Origin of the sequence: Streptomyces sp. NPDC015532, from assembly GCF_043078065.1 — a bacterium.
Lineage (GTDB): Bacteria > Actinomycetota > Actinomycetes > Streptomycetales > Streptomycetaceae > Streptomyces.
Genome location: NZ_JBIBSY010000005.1, coordinates 198153 through 212324, shown reverse-complemented (window position 1 = coordinate 212324; position 14172 = coordinate 198153). Strand labels below are relative to the sequence as shown.

Annotated in this window: 16 protein-coding genes; 9 read left to right on the top strand and 7 right to left on the bottom strand. The window is 68.3% G+C overall.

Annotated elements, in window-relative coordinates:
- Positions 1 to 68 precede the first annotated feature (68 nt).
- The gene (gene femX, locus ACF07B_RS18480; protein WP_326786771.1) at positions 69 to 1190 is read right to left on the bottom strand and encodes a peptidoglycan bridge formation glycyltransferase FemX; all 1122 of its coding nucleotides are present in this window, start codon (positions 1188 to 1190) and stop codon (positions 69 to 71) included.
- A gap of 163 nt (positions 1191 to 1353) precedes the next feature.
- Positions 1354 to 1665 carry a hypothetical protein gene (locus ACF07B_RS18475; protein WP_329300628.1) on the bottom strand — a complete coding sequence of 104 codons (312 nt, stop codon included), beginning with the start codon at positions 1663 to 1665 and terminating at the stop codon, positions 1354 to 1356.
- A 288-nt stretch (positions 1666 to 1953) separates the two neighbouring features.
- On the opposite strand from ACF07B_RS18475, the gene rpsF reads away from it, so the two are divergent.
- The 4 genes from rpsF (at position 1954) to rplI (ending at position 3694) form a co-directional block, all read left to right on the top strand.
- The gene (gene rpsF / locus ACF07B_RS18470; protein WP_037615007.1) at positions 1954 to 2244 is read left to right on the top strand and encodes a 30S ribosomal protein S6; all 291 of its coding nucleotides are present in this window, start codon (positions 1954 to 1956) and stop codon (positions 2242 to 2244) included.
- A gap of 73 nt (positions 2245 to 2317) precedes the next feature.
- Entirely contained in the window at positions 2318 to 2935 is a 618-nt protein-coding gene (locus ACF07B_RS18465; RefSeq protein WP_362393840.1) for a single-stranded DNA-binding protein, read from the top strand.
- 57 nt (positions 2936 to 2992) lie between these two features.
- Positions 2993 to 3229 (top strand): 30S ribosomal protein S18, encoded by a 237-nt coding sequence (rpsR, locus tag ACF07B_RS18460; protein WP_003949403.1) that lies wholly within the window; start codon positions 2993 to 2995, stop codon positions 3227 to 3229.
- Between the two features lie 18 nt (positions 3230 to 3247).
- The gene (rplI, locus tag ACF07B_RS18455) at positions 3248 to 3694 is read left to right on the top strand and encodes a 50S ribosomal protein L9 (RefSeq protein ID WP_362393843.1); all 447 of its coding nucleotides are present in this window, start codon (positions 3248 to 3250) and stop codon (positions 3692 to 3694) included.
- 186 nt (positions 3695 to 3880) lie between these two features.
- Here the strand turns inward: rplI and ACF07B_RS18450 are convergent, their stop codons facing one another.
- Positions 3881 to 5218: an MATE family efflux transporter gene (locus ACF07B_RS18450; protein ID WP_392179657.1), complete on the bottom strand. Its 1338-nt coding sequence runs from the start codon at positions 5216 to 5218 to the stop codon at positions 3881 to 3883.
- A gap of 459 nt (positions 5219 to 5677) precedes the next feature.
- Here ACF07B_RS18450 and dnaB point away from each other — a divergent pair, with 459 nt between their 5' ends.
- Positions 5678 to 7147 carry a replicative DNA helicase gene (gene dnaB / locus ACF07B_RS18445; protein WP_362393849.1) on the top strand — a complete coding sequence of 490 codons (1470 nt, stop codon included), beginning with the start codon at positions 5678 to 5680 and terminating at the stop codon, positions 7145 to 7147.
- A gap of 141 nt (positions 7148 to 7288) precedes the next feature.
- Here the strand turns inward: dnaB and ACF07B_RS18440 are convergent, their stop codons facing one another.
- Positions 7289 to 7855 (bottom strand): dihydrofolate reductase family protein, encoded by a 567-nt coding sequence (locus tag ACF07B_RS18440; RefSeq protein WP_392179656.1) that lies wholly within the window; start codon positions 7853 to 7855, stop codon positions 7289 to 7291.
- 215 nt (positions 7856 to 8070) lie between these two features.
- On the opposite strand from ACF07B_RS18440, the gene ACF07B_RS18435 reads away from it, so the two are divergent.
- Complete coding sequence (locus ACF07B_RS18435; RefSeq protein WP_392179655.1) at positions 8071 to 9456, top strand: serine hydrolase domain-containing protein; 1386 nt, start codon at positions 8071 to 8073, stop codon at positions 9454 to 9456.
- A gap of 102 nt (positions 9457 to 9558) precedes the next feature.
- Here ACF07B_RS18435 and ACF07B_RS18430 read toward each other — a convergent pair whose 3' ends face one another.
- The gene (locus ACF07B_RS18430; protein ID WP_392179654.1) at positions 9559 to 10011 is read right to left on the bottom strand and encodes a GNAT family N-acetyltransferase; all 453 of its coding nucleotides are present in this window, start codon (positions 10009 to 10011) and stop codon (positions 9559 to 9561) included.
- Positions 10012 to 10020: 9 nt separating this feature from the next.
- Positions 10021 to 10509: a MarR family winged helix-turn-helix transcriptional regulator gene (locus ACF07B_RS18425; protein ID WP_369481967.1), complete on the bottom strand. Its 489-nt coding sequence runs from the start codon at positions 10507 to 10509 to the stop codon at positions 10021 to 10023.
- Between the two features lie 139 nt (positions 10510 to 10648).
- Here ACF07B_RS18425 and ACF07B_RS18420 point away from each other — a divergent pair, with 139 nt between their 5' ends.
- Complete coding sequence (locus ACF07B_RS18420) at positions 10649 to 11857, top strand: MFS transporter (RefSeq protein ID WP_392179653.1); 1209 nt, start codon at positions 10649 to 10651, stop codon at positions 11855 to 11857.
- A gap of 99 nt (positions 11858 to 11956) precedes the next feature.
- Positions 11957 to 12379 carry a heme-binding protein gene (locus ACF07B_RS18415; protein ID WP_362403826.1) on the top strand — a complete coding sequence of 141 codons (423 nt, stop codon included), beginning with the start codon at positions 11957 to 11959 and terminating at the stop codon, positions 12377 to 12379.
- 132 nt (positions 12380 to 12511) lie between these two features.
- On the opposite strand, the gene ACF07B_RS18410 is transcribed toward ACF07B_RS18415, so the two are convergent.
- Positions 12512 to 13378 (bottom strand): GNAT family N-acetyltransferase, encoded by an 867-nt coding sequence (locus ACF07B_RS18410; protein WP_392179652.1) that lies wholly within the window; start codon positions 13376 to 13378, stop codon positions 12512 to 12514.
- A 158-nt stretch (positions 13379 to 13536) separates the two neighbouring features.
- Between ACF07B_RS18410 and ACF07B_RS18405 the strand changes: the two genes are divergently transcribed.
- Complete coding sequence (locus tag ACF07B_RS18405; RefSeq protein ID WP_392179651.1) at positions 13537 to 14169, top strand: HAD family hydrolase; 633 nt, start codon at positions 13537 to 13539, stop codon at positions 14167 to 14169.
- The last annotated feature ends 3 nt before the right edge of the window (positions 14170 to 14172 follow it).

Below are 14172 nucleotides of genomic sequence, written 5' to 3'. Positions count from 1 at the left end.
GGGCCGGTTCGGCGGCCCGGGATGCGATTCGGGGCGGTTCGGCGGCCCAGGACGCGGTTCCGGACGGCTCAGCGTCGGGACATGTACATGTCGAGAGCCTTGTGGAGCAGCTTGTTCAGCGGGAAGTCCCACTCGCCGAGGTACTCGGCGGCCTCTCCGCCCGTGCCCACCTTGAACTGGATCAGACCGAAGAGGTGATCGGTCTCGTCCAGCGAGTCGGAGATGCCGCGCAGGTCGTAGACCGTGGCTCCCAGGGCGTACGCGTCGCGCAGCATGCGCCACTGCATCGCGTTCGAGGGCCGTACCTCGCGCCCGATGTTGTCCGAGGCGCCGTAGGAGTACCAGACGTGTCCGCCGACGACGAGCATCGTCGCGGCCGAGAGGTTCACTCCGTTGTGACGCGCGAAGTAGAGCCGCATGCGGTTGGGGTCCTCGGTGTTGAGGGCCGTCCACATGCGCTGGAAGTACGAGAGGGGGCGGGGCCGGAAGTGGTCGCGGGTCGCGGTGATCTCGTAGAGCCGCTGCCACTCCTCCAGGTCCTGGTAACCGCCCTGGACGACCTCGACGCCCGCCTTCTCGGCCTTCTTGATGTTGCGTCGCCAGAGCTGGTTGAAGTTCCTGTGGACCTCTTCGAGGGAACGGTTGGCCAGCGGCACCTGGAAGACGTAGCGGGGCTGGACGTCGCCGAAGCCGGCACCGCCGTCCTCGCCCTGCTGCCAGCCCATACGGCGCAGCTTGTCGGCGACCTCGAAGGCGCGCGGCTCGATGAAGTCGGCCTCGATGTCGCGCAGGCGCTTCACGTCCGGGTTCTGGATGCCGCCCTTGATGGACGTGGCCTCCCAGCGCCGGATGATCACCGGGGGGCCCATCTTCACCGAGAAGGCGCCCTGGTGCTTGAGGTGCGCGAGCATCGGCTGGAGCCAGTCGTCGAGGTTCGGCGCGAACCAGTTGATGACCGGGCCCTCGGGCAGGTAGGCGAGATAGCGCTTGATCTTGGGCAGCTGGCGGTACAGCACCAGGCCCGCGCCGACCATCTGGCCGGTCTTGTCGTCGAACCATCCGAGGCTCTCTGAGCGCCACTCGGCCTTCACGTCCGCCCATGCGGGGACCTGCATGTGGCTGGCCGCGGGCAGGCTCTGGATGTATGCCAGATGCTGCTCTCGGCTGATGGTCCTCAGGGTCAGGCTCATTCGGGGCGCTCCTCGGGCTGGTGTGTCCCCATGGGTACAAGGGCTCCGGCTCTCGCGCCGAAGCCTACTGCGCCCTGCGAGCGCCCCGAATGGCCGTATGGAACCTGGACCCCGGGGGTGCCGTGTGAAGCGTCCCGAGGTCAGGGGAAAACGGACGTTCGACTCAGATCACACCGCCGAAGAGGCCGCCGTGGGCCAGGCCGAGGTAGAAACCGACGCCCGAGAGACCGAGTCCGACGATCAGGCCGAAGCGCTCCCGGGTCGTCTCGGAGATGAACTGGCCGTAGGCGCCGGCGAGGATCCCGATCAGGCCGGCCCATGAGCTGAGCAGATGGAGGCTGTGGAACATCGACGTGACGAAGGCGAGGACTCCGAACACCAGGGTCACCGCGAGCAGGGTGTCCTGGAGCGGATGGGGCTTGCCGTCCGTGGCGAAGAGTGAGCCGGTCGTGCTGGGACGCATTACCTGTGCCATAGGGCACCTCCTGCGGAAGGCGGCGCATCGTAGCGCCATACACACCCGATGTGTACAGATTGACGGCCAACCCGGTCGGATTTCAACCGGAAGCAGGTGTGCAGGTAGTCTGTACCCTCTGCACCGGTGTCTGCCCAGGCTCATGGCCAGGTCACGACAGGGATCGCCGCTCGGTTCAACCGATCGGCGGGCCGATTGTCAGTGGCGGCCGATACCGTTGCGTACGCATCACAACCCTCCTGCCACGGAACGACCGTGGCCGCTGAGTCCAAAGGAGGTGGGTTCCACATGCGTCACTACGAAGTGATGGTCATCCTCGACCCCGATCTGGAGGAGCGCGCTGTCGCCCCCCTGATCGAGAACTTCCTCTCCGTCGTCCGTGAGGGCGCCGGAAAGGTGGAGAAGGTCGACACCTGGGGCCGTCGTCGTCTCTCGTACGAGATCAAGAAGAAGCCCGAGGGCATCTACTCGGTCATCGACCTGCAGGCCGAGCCTGCGGTCGTCAAGGAGCTCGACCGCCAGATGAACCTGAACGAGTCGGTCCTCCGGACCAAGGTCCTCCGTCCCGAGACCCACTGAGCTTCCAGCTCAGCTGAACTCGGGCATCGAGTAGCACCAGCAGCCAGCAGCAAACCCGCCGAGAGGTTCCCCCATGGCAGGCGAGACCGTCATCACGGTCGTCGGCAATCTTGTCGACGACCCCGAGCTGCGCTTCACCCCTTCCGGTGCGGCGGTCGCGAAGTTCCGTGTCGCGTCCACTCCCCGCACCTTCGACCGTCAGACCAATGAGTGGAAGGACGGCGAGAGCCTGTTCCTGACCTGCTCGGTCTGGCGTCAGGCGGCGGAGAACGTCGCCGAGTCGCTCCAGCGCGGCATGCGCGTCATCGTGCAGGGCCGCTTGAAGCAGCGGTCCTACGAGGACAACCAGGGCGTCAAGCGCACGGTCTATGAACTGGACGTAGAGGAAGTCGGCGCCAGCCTGAAGAACGCCACGGCCAAGGTCACCAAGACCACGGGTCGCGGCGGTCAGGGTGGTTACGGCGGCGGCGGTGGCGGCCAGCAGGCCGGCGGCCAGCAGGGCGGCGGTTGGGGCGGAAGCTCCGGCGGTGCTCCGCAGGGCGGCGGCGCTGCGGCCGACGACCCCTGGGCGACCGGCGCTCCCGCCGGTGGCAACCAGGGTGGCGGCGGTGGCGGCGGTGGCGGCTGGGGCGGAAGCTCCGGCGGCTCCGGCGGTTCCGGCGGCGGCTACTCGGACGAGCCCCCCTTCTAGGCCTCAGGGCCGAGGGTGGGCCGTACTCCCACTTCTTGATCACACAGGAGATACACCATGGCGAAGCCGCCTGTGCGCAAGCCGAAGAAGAAGGTCTGCGCGTTCTGCAAGGACAAGGTCACGTACGTGGACTACAAGGACACGAACATGCTGCGGAAGTTCATTTCCGACCGCGGCAAGATCCGTGCCCGCCGCGTGACCGGCAACTGCACGCAGCACCAGCGTGACGTCGCCACGGCTGTGAAGAACAGCCGTGAGATGGCGCTGCTGCCCTACACGTCCACCGCGCGATAAAGGAAGGGTGACCGACACATGAAGATCATCCTTACCCACGAGGTCTCCGGCCTCGGTGCCGCCGGCGAGGTCGTCGACGTCAAGGACGGCTACGCTCGCAACTACCTGATCCCGCGGAACTTTGCGATCCGCTGGACCAAGGGTGGCGAGAAGGACGTCGAGCAGATCCGTCGTGCTCGCAAGATCCACGAGATCGCGACCATCGAGCAGGCCAACGAGATCAAGGCCCGCCTCGAGGGTGTCAAGGTCCGTCTGGCCGTTCGCTCCGGCGACGCCGGTCGTCTCTTCGGTTCCGTCACCCAGGCTGACGTCGCTTCGGCGATCAAGGCTTCCGGTGGCCCCGAGGTCGACAAGCGCCGCATCGAGCTGGGCTCGCCCATCAAGACCCTGGGCTCCCACGAGACGTCCGTGCGTCTGCACCCCGAGGTTGCCGCCAAGGTCAACGTCGAGGTTGTCGCTGCCTGAGTGCAGCACTCGGCCTAGCTGAGAGGAAGGGCCGCACCCTCGGGTGCGGCCCTTCTGCTTTCCCTTTTCCCTGGACCACTTGAGCGGGGGCGTGCCGGGGATGGCGGGGAGCGTCGTTTCACGTGAAACCGGCGTCGTGTTTCCCGTGAAACGTCCGGTGCTGTCCCGAGAGACCTTCGGCGTACGTCAGCGGGTCGCGCCCGTGACGATCCACCGGCCCGAGCGGGAGCGCAGCCACAGGGTCAGCATCCGCATCGTCATCATCAGCGTCATCGCTCCCCAGAGCGCGGTCAGCCCGCCGCCGAGGGTCGGAACGAGCAGGGCGACGGGCGTGAACACCGCCAGGGTGAGCAGCATGGCCCGGGCCAGATACGGCCCGTCCCCCGCGCCCATCAGCACGCCGTCCAGCACGAAGACGATCCCGCAGATCGGCTGGGAGACGGCCACCATCACCAGTGCGGGCAGCGCCGCGTCCCGCACACCGGAGTCGCCGCTGAACAGCGGAAGGAACAAGGGGCGAGCGGCGATGACCAGCAGACCGAGCACGAGCCCGGTGACGAGTCCCCACTGCACCATGCGGCGGCATGCCTCACGGGCACCACGGGCGTCGTCCGCACCGAGATAGCGCCCGATGATGGCTTGTCCCGCGATGGCGATGGCGTCGAGCGCGAAGGCGAGCAGGCTCCACAGGGACAGGATGATCTGGTGTGCCGCCATCTCGGCGTCCCCGAGCCGGGCGGCGACCGCCGTGGCGATCAGGAGGATCGCCCGGAGCGACAGCGTCCGGACGAGCAGGGGGGTGCCGGCCTGGGCGCAGGCTCGGATGCCGGCCGCGTCAGGCCGCAGCGAGGCGCCGTGCCTGCGCGCTCCGCGAAGGACGACGTGGAGATAGACGGCGGCCATGCCGCACTGGGCGATGACCGTGCCCCAGGCGGACCCGGCGATGCCGAGGCCGGCGCCGTAGACGAGGAAGATGTTGAGGACCGCGTTGGCGACGAACCCGCCGACGGCGACATACAGCGGGGTCTTCGTGTCCTGGAGTCCGCGCAGTATGCCGGTCGCGGCCAGCACGACGAGCATGGCGGGGATGCCGAACACCGAGATCCGCAGATAGGTCGTCGCGTACGGGGCCGCGGAATCGGATGCCCCGAACAGCTCCATGAGGGAGGGCGCGGTGGGCAGGGCGACGGCGATCACGGCCACGCCGATGAGCAGGGCGAGCCAGATGCCGTCCATGCCCTGGCGGATCGCGGCCCGAAGATCGCCGGCGCCGACCCTGCGGGCGACCGCGGCGGTCGTGGCATAGGCGAGGAAGACGAAGACTCCGACGGCCGTCATGAGGAGGGCCGAGGCGACGCCGAGGCCGGCCAGCTGCGCGGTGCCGAGATGGCCGATGATGGCACTGTCGGCCAGCACGAAGAGGGGCTCGGCCACGAGTGCGCCGAACGCCGGAACGGCCAGTGCGACGATCTCTCGGTCGTGCCGGTGCCGGGCGGCCCTGGGTGCCGCGGAAGCCTGTGTCATGAGCATCAATCTAATCTTCCACAGGTAAGAGATGCAAAAGGCGAAAGACCCTTACCTCGGGGCGTGCGGGGTGTGTTCTGCCGCACTGTTCGAGGCGATCTTGAATCTGCTGGGGAAGTTTTTCTTCTGCACAGCCGGTGGATGGGAAAACGCCAGGTCAAAGACCGTTCTCTGGGAGACCTGAGGGCTTGTTCACAGGCCTGTCCACCGGGTCGTGCACAGGTTTCGTGGAGTTCTCCACAGCATCGGGGCCGTCGTCCACATGGCCTGTGGATAACCAGATTGGCTGACGGTGCCCGCGGGCCTAACGTGGTGCGGCGCCCGTTCTCTTCTCCGTCCTCGGAAAGCACGCAAAACCGACGCGCGAGATCCGGAGTCGGGCCGCTCACTTGTCAGTGCCGTGCCGTAGAAATTGAAGGCACTGCTAGGTCCGCTCAGCGGACGGGAGGAGGTGGCTCGGTGACTATTTCCGAGCCCTTGGACGACCCCTGGGCGGACAGTGGGCCCAGTGATCGTCTGCCCCCGTCCCGCCGGCGCGGGAACGGCGGCCGAGGCCGTGACGAGCAGCACGACCGGGACAACGGATCCTGGGAGAGCAGCGGTTCGTCCTTCGAACGCGTACCGCCGCAGGACCTCGACGCCGAGCAGTCCGTCCTTGGTGGCATGCTCCTGTCGAAGGACGCCATCGCCGACGTCGTCGAGGTGCTCAAGGGCCACGACTTCTACCGGCCGGCGCACGAGACCATCTACGGAGCGATCCTCGACCTGTACGCGAAGGGCGAGCCGGCCGACCCCATCACGGTCGCGGCCGAGCTCACCAAGCGCGGTGAGATCACCAAGGTCGGCGGCGCGCCGTATCTGCACACGCTGGTCCAGACGGTCCCGACCGCCGCGAACGCCGAGTACTACGCGGAGATCGTGCACGAGCGGGCGGTCCTGCGCCGACTGGTCGAGGCCGGCACGCGCATCACGCAGATGGGGTACGCGGCCGACGGCGACGTCGATGAGATCGTCAACAGCGCCCAGGCCGAGATCTACGCGGTCACCGAGCAGCGCACCACCGAGGACTATCTGCCGCTCGGCGACATCATGGAGGGCGCGCTCGACGAGATCGAGGCGATCGGATCGCGTTCGGGGGAGATGACCGGTGTACCGACCGGCTTCACCGACCTCGACTCACTGACCAACGGTCTGCATCCCGGCCAGATGATCATCATCGCGGCCCGGCCCGCCATGGGTAAGTCGACGCTGGCCCTGGACTTCGCGCGGGCCTGCTCGATCAAGCACAACATGCCCAGCGTGATCTTCTCGCTCGAAATGGGCCGCAACGAGATCGCGATGCGCCTGCTGTCCGCCGAGGCGCGCGTGGCCCTGCATCACATGCGGTCCGGCACCATGACGGACGAGGACTGGACCCGGCTCGCCCGCCGTATGCCGGACGTCTCGGCCGCCCCCCTCTACATCGACGACTCCCCGAACCTGTCGATGATGGAGATCCGCGCCAAGTGCCGCCGCCTCAAGCAGCGCAGTGACCTCAAGCTCGTGGTCATCGACTACCTCCAGCTGATGCAGTCCGGCGGCAAGCGTTCCGAGAGCCGTCAGCAGGAGGTCTCCGACATGTCGCGAAACCTGAAGCTGCTGGCCAAGGAGCTGGAACTGCCGGTCATCGCGCTGTCGCAGCTCAACCGTGGCCCCGAGCAGCGTACGGACAAGAAGCCCATGGTCTCCGACCTGCGTGAGTCCGGGTCGATCGAGCAGGACGCGGACATGGTCATCCTGCTCCACCGCGAGGACGCGTACGAGAAGGAGTCCCCCCGCGCCGGCGAGGCCGACATCATCGTCGGCAAGCACCGTAACGGTCCTACGGCGACGATCACGGTCGCCTTCCAGGGTCACTACTCGCGCTTCGTGGACATGGCACAGACCTGATCCGTCGCCCCGCGGGGCGACGGTGGAGTCTCGCGGGGTGATGTCGTCATCTCACGGGCTGTGTCGTGCCGGGGGCCGGGTCCGTGTCGTACCGACGGCGCATACGGCATCACCGTGAGACCAGCGCGTGGGTGCTGCCGCTCAGCGCCTCGTCTCGTACCTGGTCAGGATCACGCCGGAGGGAAGCGTCCGCGTCTCCACCAGGTTCAGGTTCACCCAGTTGTCCAGCGCGGTGAAGAACGGCGTGCCGCCGCCCACCAGGACCGGATGGGTGGCGATCACGTACTCGTCGATCAGCCCGGCGCGCATGGCCGCCCCGGCGAGCGTTGCGCCTCCGATGTTCATGGGGCCGCCGTCCTCGGCCTTGAGCCGGGTGATCTCGGCGATCGCGTCGCCGGTGACCAGGCGGGCGTTCCAGTCGACCTTGTCGATCGTCGAGGAGAACACCACCTTCGGCGTGTCCCGCCAGTTCCGCGCGAACTCGATCTGCGCCGGGGTGGCGTTGGGCTGCTGGTCGCCGGTCGGCCAGTAGGAGCTCATCGCCTCCCATAGCTTGCGCCCGTACAGCGACAGGCCACTCGCCTGCTCGTGGTCGAGCCACCACTGGAACAGCTCGCGACTCGGCGGTCCGCTCCAGCCGATGTCGTCGCCGACTGCGGCGATGTAGCCGTCCAGGGTCAGGTTCATGCCGCAGATCAGTTTCCGCATGGCCCAGCCTTCCGTCCGTGGGTGCCCGGCGTACAGACCAGCGCGGCGCGGAAAACTCATCGGTGCGCGATCTGGGCTCGCCGGTAGGCCTCGTGCTCAGGGCTCAGCGTGGTGTACTCGGCCGACACGGGCAAGCCGCCTGATCTCGACCTCGCCCGGGGCAGCTTCGGCTCAATCCGCTCGACGTCCGGCGTCGCGGCGGGTGGACTGGTGTCATGACGACATCCCACGATGATCTGCTTCCCGGCACGCGCCGGGCCCTGCTGCACCGCATTGCCGTCGCGCAGAGAGAGGGGCGGGCTCCGTCACTCGTCGCTTCCGTGGTCCGGGGCGGGAAGGCGGTATGGAACGGGGCGCGGACCTCGGTCGCCGGCCACGGCCCGGACGAGAACGTGCAGTACCGGATCGGCTCCATCACCAAGACCTTCACCGCCGTTCTGGTGCTGCGGCTGCGCGACGAGGGTGTCCTGGACCTCGGTGACCCACTGGAGAAGCATGTGCCGGGCACCGGCGCGGGGGAGGTCACCCTCTCCCAACTGCTCGCCCATACCGGAGGGTTGGCTGCCGAGTCGCCCGCGCCGTGGTGGGAGCGCACATCCGGTTCTCTGCGTCCCGAGCTGGCCGATGTGCTGGGCCGACAGCCCTTCCGGCATCCGGTCGGACGCCGGCACCACTACTCGAACCCCGGTTACACGTTGCTCGGGGCGCTGGTCGAGGAGCTGCGCGGGGCGCCCTGGGAAGAAGTGCTGCGCCGGGAGATTCTCGAACCGCTCGGCCTGCGCCGTACGAGTGCTCGCCCGCAGGCGCCGCACGCGGGGGGATGGGCCGTCCACCCCTGGGCGGACGCGATGATGCCCGAACCGGCCGAGGACCTCGGGCGGATGGCTCCGGCCGGACAATTGTGGTCCACCACGGGGGACTTGGCCCGTTTCGCCGTCTTCCTCACCCAAGGGGACGATCGGGTGCTGAGCGCGGAGTCCGTCAGGGAGATGCGCGCGCCTGCCGCTCCGCCCGAGACCGCGGACCTGGCCGCCGGGTCGTCGTACGGGCTTGCCCTGCAGATCCTGCACCGTGACGGCCGGACCCTCGTCGGGCATTCCGGTTCCCTGCCGGGCTTCCTGGCCGGACTGGTCATCAGCGTCGAGGACGACGTGGCGGCGGTGGTGCTGTCCAACTGCACCTCGGGGCCGCCCGTGTTCACCGTTGCCGCCGATCTGGTGCGGATCGTCGCCGAGGCGGAGCCGCGGATCCCCGAACCCTGGCACCCGATGACCGAAGTGGACCAGAGCGTCTTGGAGTTGGCGGGTCAGTGGTACTGGGGGACGCAGCCGTTCGGACTGCGGTTGCCTGCCGACGGAGGTCTGGTGCTGGGCCCGCTCTCGGGTGTCGGCAGGGGTGCCCGCTTCCGGGTGAACGGCGACGGGACGTGGACAGGACTCGACGGCTACTACGCGGGAGAGCTTCTGCGGCCCGTACGACGGCCTGACGGCTCCGTGAGCCATCTGGACCTCGGCTCGTTCGTGTTCACGCGGCAGCCGTACGACGAGGACGCTCCGGTGCCCGGTGGAGTGGACCCGGAGGGCTGGCGAGGAATGCAGTAGGTGCCACGGATGAGGGCGGCCCGTTTCACGTGAAACAGGCCGCCCTCATCCGTGGGGAGCAGCATTCAAAGGCGTGGCCGGCGGACTGACGTCGGCCACGCCTCAGAGAGGGAGCTTGAAGCCGACGTGTGAAGCCTCGAAGCCGAGCCGCTCGTAGAAGCGGTGGGCGTCGGTGCGGGAGGCGTCGGATGTCAGCTGGACCAATCGGCAGTCCTGGCGGCGGGATTCCGCGACCGCCCACTCAATGAGCTCCGTCCCGAGACCGCTGCCGCGCTCGTCGGCATGAATGCGTACGGCCTCGATGACGGAGCGCGTGGCCCCTCTGTGGGACAGCCCGGGAATCATGGTGAGCTGCAGGGTGCCGATGACGCGGCCGTCGCGGACGGCGACGACCAGGTGCTGGTTCGGGTCCCGGCGCAGACGCTCCAGGGCGTCCAGGTACGGGCTCAGGTCGTCGGGCGATTCCCTTCGGGCACCCAGGGGGTCGTCGGCCAGCATCGCGACGATGGCGGGCACGTCATCGGTGTCCGCGGCTCGTATCTCAAGATCTGCCATGAGCGCAGCCTACGAGGGCACGCCCACGGAAGGCACAGGGTGCACAGGCGCGCTCGCCGACTCCACGACCCGGACCAGGGGGGCAAGGTCGGGGTTCTCGGCCGCGTCGTCGAGGGCCTCACGCAGGGCGGCGTCATTGGTGGGCCGCGCCTCGGCGAGGAGCTTCAGTCCCGCGTCGCTGACATTCGTGTAGATGCCGCGCCGGTCGGTCGGGCAGAGGTAGCGGGCGAGCAGCCCGCGGTCCTCGAGGCGGGTGACCAGCCGCGTGGTGGCGCTCTGGCTGAGGACGACCGCGTCCGCGACCTGCTTCATCTGGAGATGGCCGCCCTCGCCGTCGTGCTGTCGGCTGAGCACGTCGAGCAGGGAGTACTCGCGCACGCTGAGGCCGTGCTCGGCCTGTAGAGCTCGCTCGATGTGGGCCTCGATTCTCCCGTGCAGCAGGGAGAGTGCGCACCATCCCTGGGAGAGGGCGGTGAGCGCGGGGTCCGTGGCTGTCATGGCGTTTCCTCCGTCCCGGAGCGGCTGAAACCAGGATAGAGCACGAGCGCAATAGCCCGCTGTTGCTTATAACCCGCGTCTGCAACTATTGTGAACGCAGGCAAAGCGCCCATGCAATCTTCTGGAAGGTGTACCCACCATGCCTCTCGCGCTTCTGGCCCTCGCGATCGGGGCCTTCGGAATCGGAACGACCGAGTTCGTGATCATGGGCGTCCTGCCCGAGGTCGCCGGCGACTTCGGGGTCTCCATCCCGACGGCCGGACTGCTGGTGACCGGCTACGCCCTGGGCGTGGTCGTCGGCGCGCCGATCATGACGGCACTCGGCACGAAGGTGTCCCGCAAGCGGATGCTCATGGTGCTCATGGGGTTGTTCGTCCTCGGCAATCTGATCTCCGCCGCGGCCCCGGCCTTCTGGCTGATGTTCGCGGGCCGGGTGGTCGCCTCCCTCGCGCACGGTGCCTTCTTCGGCATCGGGTCGGTGGCCGCCGCCGAACTGGTCGCACCCGAGAAGAAGGCCGGCGCCATCGCGATGATGTTCAGCGGGCTCACGATCGCCAATGTCGTCGGCGTCCCCCTGGGCACGCTGATCGGGCAGTCCGCCGGCTGGCGCGTCACCTTCGCGGGAGTCGCCGCGCTCGGCGTCATCGGACTGCTGGGCATCGCCAAGCTGGTCCCGGAGATGCCGAAGCCCGAGGGCGTGCGTCTGCGCCATGAGCTGGCCGCCTTCAAGAACGTCCAGGTCCTGCTCGCGATGGCGATGACTGTGCTCGGATTCGGTGGCGTCTTCGCGGCCGTCACCTACATCGCGCCGATGATGACGCACGTCGCCGGTTTCGCCGACGGATCGGTCACCTGGCTGCTGGTCCTCTTCGGCCTCGGCATGGTCGGTGGGAACCTGATCGGCGGCAGGTTCGCCGACCGCGCGCTGATGCCGATGCTGTACGTGTCTCTGGGCGGCCTCGCCGTCGTGCTCGCCCTCTTCACCGTCACCGCGCACAACAAGATCCTGGCGGCCGTCACGATCGCTCTCATCGGCGCACTGGGCTTCGCGACCGTGCCCCCGCTCCAGAAGCGCGTTCTCGACCAGGCGCACGGTGCCCCCACGCTGGCCTCGGCCGTGAACATCGGCGCCTTCAACCTCGGCAATGCCCTCGCCGCCTGGCTCGGCGGCGTCGTGATCGCCGCGGGCCTCGGCTACACCGCCCCCAACTGGGTCGGTGCGGTTCTCGCCGCCGGTGCGCTCGTCCTGGCCGTCCTCTCGGCCGCTCTGGAGCGCCGCACGTCCCGCCCCGGTGTCGTGGTCGCCGGAAGCGTCCCCGCCGAACCGCTGACCGCCGTCCACCACTGACCGACCGGGTCCGCCACGGGACCAGGGCCGTTCCCACGGCGACTCGATCCAGAAGTTTCCCCACTCGATACAGAACACCCCCCACAAGGAGAGACCCTGATGAGCACCACCACCGCCGTCGCCCCCCTGACCATCGAGGACGCCGAGGCCCTCGTGACCGCGGCCCGACGCGCCGCCGAAGCCGCCGGTGTCCGGATCAGCGCCACCGTTCTCGACGCGGGCGGCCACCTGCTCGCCTTCCGGCGCGACGACCAGGCCGTGCTGATCTCGGGAGAGACCAGCACACGCAAGGCCTACACGGCACTCCAGCTCGACTCGGCCACCGCCGATCTCGTCGACGCGGTGCAGCCCGGTGGCCTCTTCCACACCCTGCCCACCGCGCTGGACCGTCCCCTGCTGTTCATCGCGGGTGGCGTTCCGGTCCACCGCGACGGCCGCCTGATCGGCGCCATCGGGGTCGGCGGCGGTATGCCCGACCAGGACCACGGCTTCGCCGTCGCCGCTGTCGCCTCCCTCGTCTGACACCACCGGCCGATAGGTCGTCCGCCGGACGACCTATCGGATGTGCCGGTCCCCCTGAGCACGGGAGGACCGGCACTCGGTGTTTCCGGAACCCCCGGATCTCCGACCGGCGGTCCAAGAACCTTCGGATCTCTAGCCGGCGGCCACGGTCAGCGGCGCGAAGCGGCGGGTCCAGTCACCGGGCAGTCCCGGGATCTTGTGCATCATGACCGCGTTGAAGCCGACGGAGGCCAGCCCGCGTTCCTTCAGCCAGCTCAGCAGGTCCTCGTGCCGCATGTCGATGTCGGTGCGCAGGGGCCGGTCGGTGTGGGCGGCGAGCGAGGAGACGAGCGCCTTCGCGGTCTTCGTGTCCCGGGCGATCAGAGGGCCCACGACGTGGGTGGTCATGTTGGGCCAGGCGGCGGCGTAGCCGATGATCCGGCCGTTCTCCTCGGCCACGCGCAGCTGGTCCGCGAAGGCGGGCAGTCGCGTGATCATGTGGGTGCGGTCGGCGCCGAAGACCTCCTCGTCCAGCCGCAGGACGGGGGCGAGATCCTCCGCCGTGGCCGGACGGGTGAGAACGCCGGCGTCAGAGCCGTCGGGCGTGAAGATTCCATAGACCATCTCGGCCCGGCCGGTGACCTTGAATCCCAGCTCCTCGTAGAGAGGGCGCCCGTTCTCGGTGGCGTGCAGGGTCAACGGGGTCGTGCCCAGCTCGTCGACGACGTACCGCATCAGACGTCGGCCGACGCCCTGGCGCGCGTGCCGTTCGGCGACCAGGACCATGCCGATCGCGGCCAGTTCCGGACGCTCGCGCGGTCCGTAGTCCGTCACCACGCACGCGGTGACGAGACCGCCGGCGGGGTCATCAATGCCGTAACCGGTCCCCGCGGCGAGCAACAGACCCCACTTGTGCTCCTCACGGGGCCAGCCCCGGTCCTCGGACAGGTCGGCACAGGCGACGAGGTCGCGGGGCGTCAGACGGCGAATGGGCAGAGCGGTGAGGGAAGGAGTCGACACGCAGGTCAGGCTGTCCGAGACGGGGCCCTGCCGTCCACCGCTTTCCCGGCACTCCTACCGGCTTTTGGCCATGTTCCACATCACTGTGGTGCGTGACCGGGAGTTTCACGTGAAACCCCTGTCCCTGAAGGCTGGTTGCCCCAGTAGCCTCGACAGACATGGCGAGACTTCATCTCTTCGACCTCGACGGGACGCTGCTCCACGGCAGCACCGCGCCGTTGGAGATCTCCCGGCAACTCGGTCTGGAAGCCGAGACCATCGCGCTCGAAAAGGCCATATCCGAGGGGCGCATAGGTCCTCCGGAGTATGCGGCGCAGGTGCATGCTCTGTGGACGGATCTCACCGAGGTACAGGTGGCGGCCGCTTTCGACGGTGCGCCCTGGATGTCAGGGATCGAGGATGTCTGGAGGGAGATCCGGCGGAACGGCGACTACTGCGCCGTCGTCTCGCTGTCGCCCTCCTTCTTCGTGGAGCGTCTGCTGTCGTGGGGAGCGCACGCGGCTCATGGCTCACGCTTTCCGGCCGTGCCGTTCGTGGAGCCCTTGGACCCGGCGGGCGTTCTCAGCTCCGCGGCAAAGGTACAGATCGCGGACCTGCTCTGTGCGGAGTTCGGGGTGAGTCGAGCCGAGTGCGTCGCCTATGGCGACTCAGGCTCGGACACGGATCTCTTCGGCGTCGTGCCGGTGTCCGTCGCGGTCAACGCGGACCGGCATCTGCGCAGCCTCGCCACGCATTCGTACGTGGGTCGGGACCTGGTCGCCGCCTATCAACTGGTGGGCAGCACCGGGTAACGG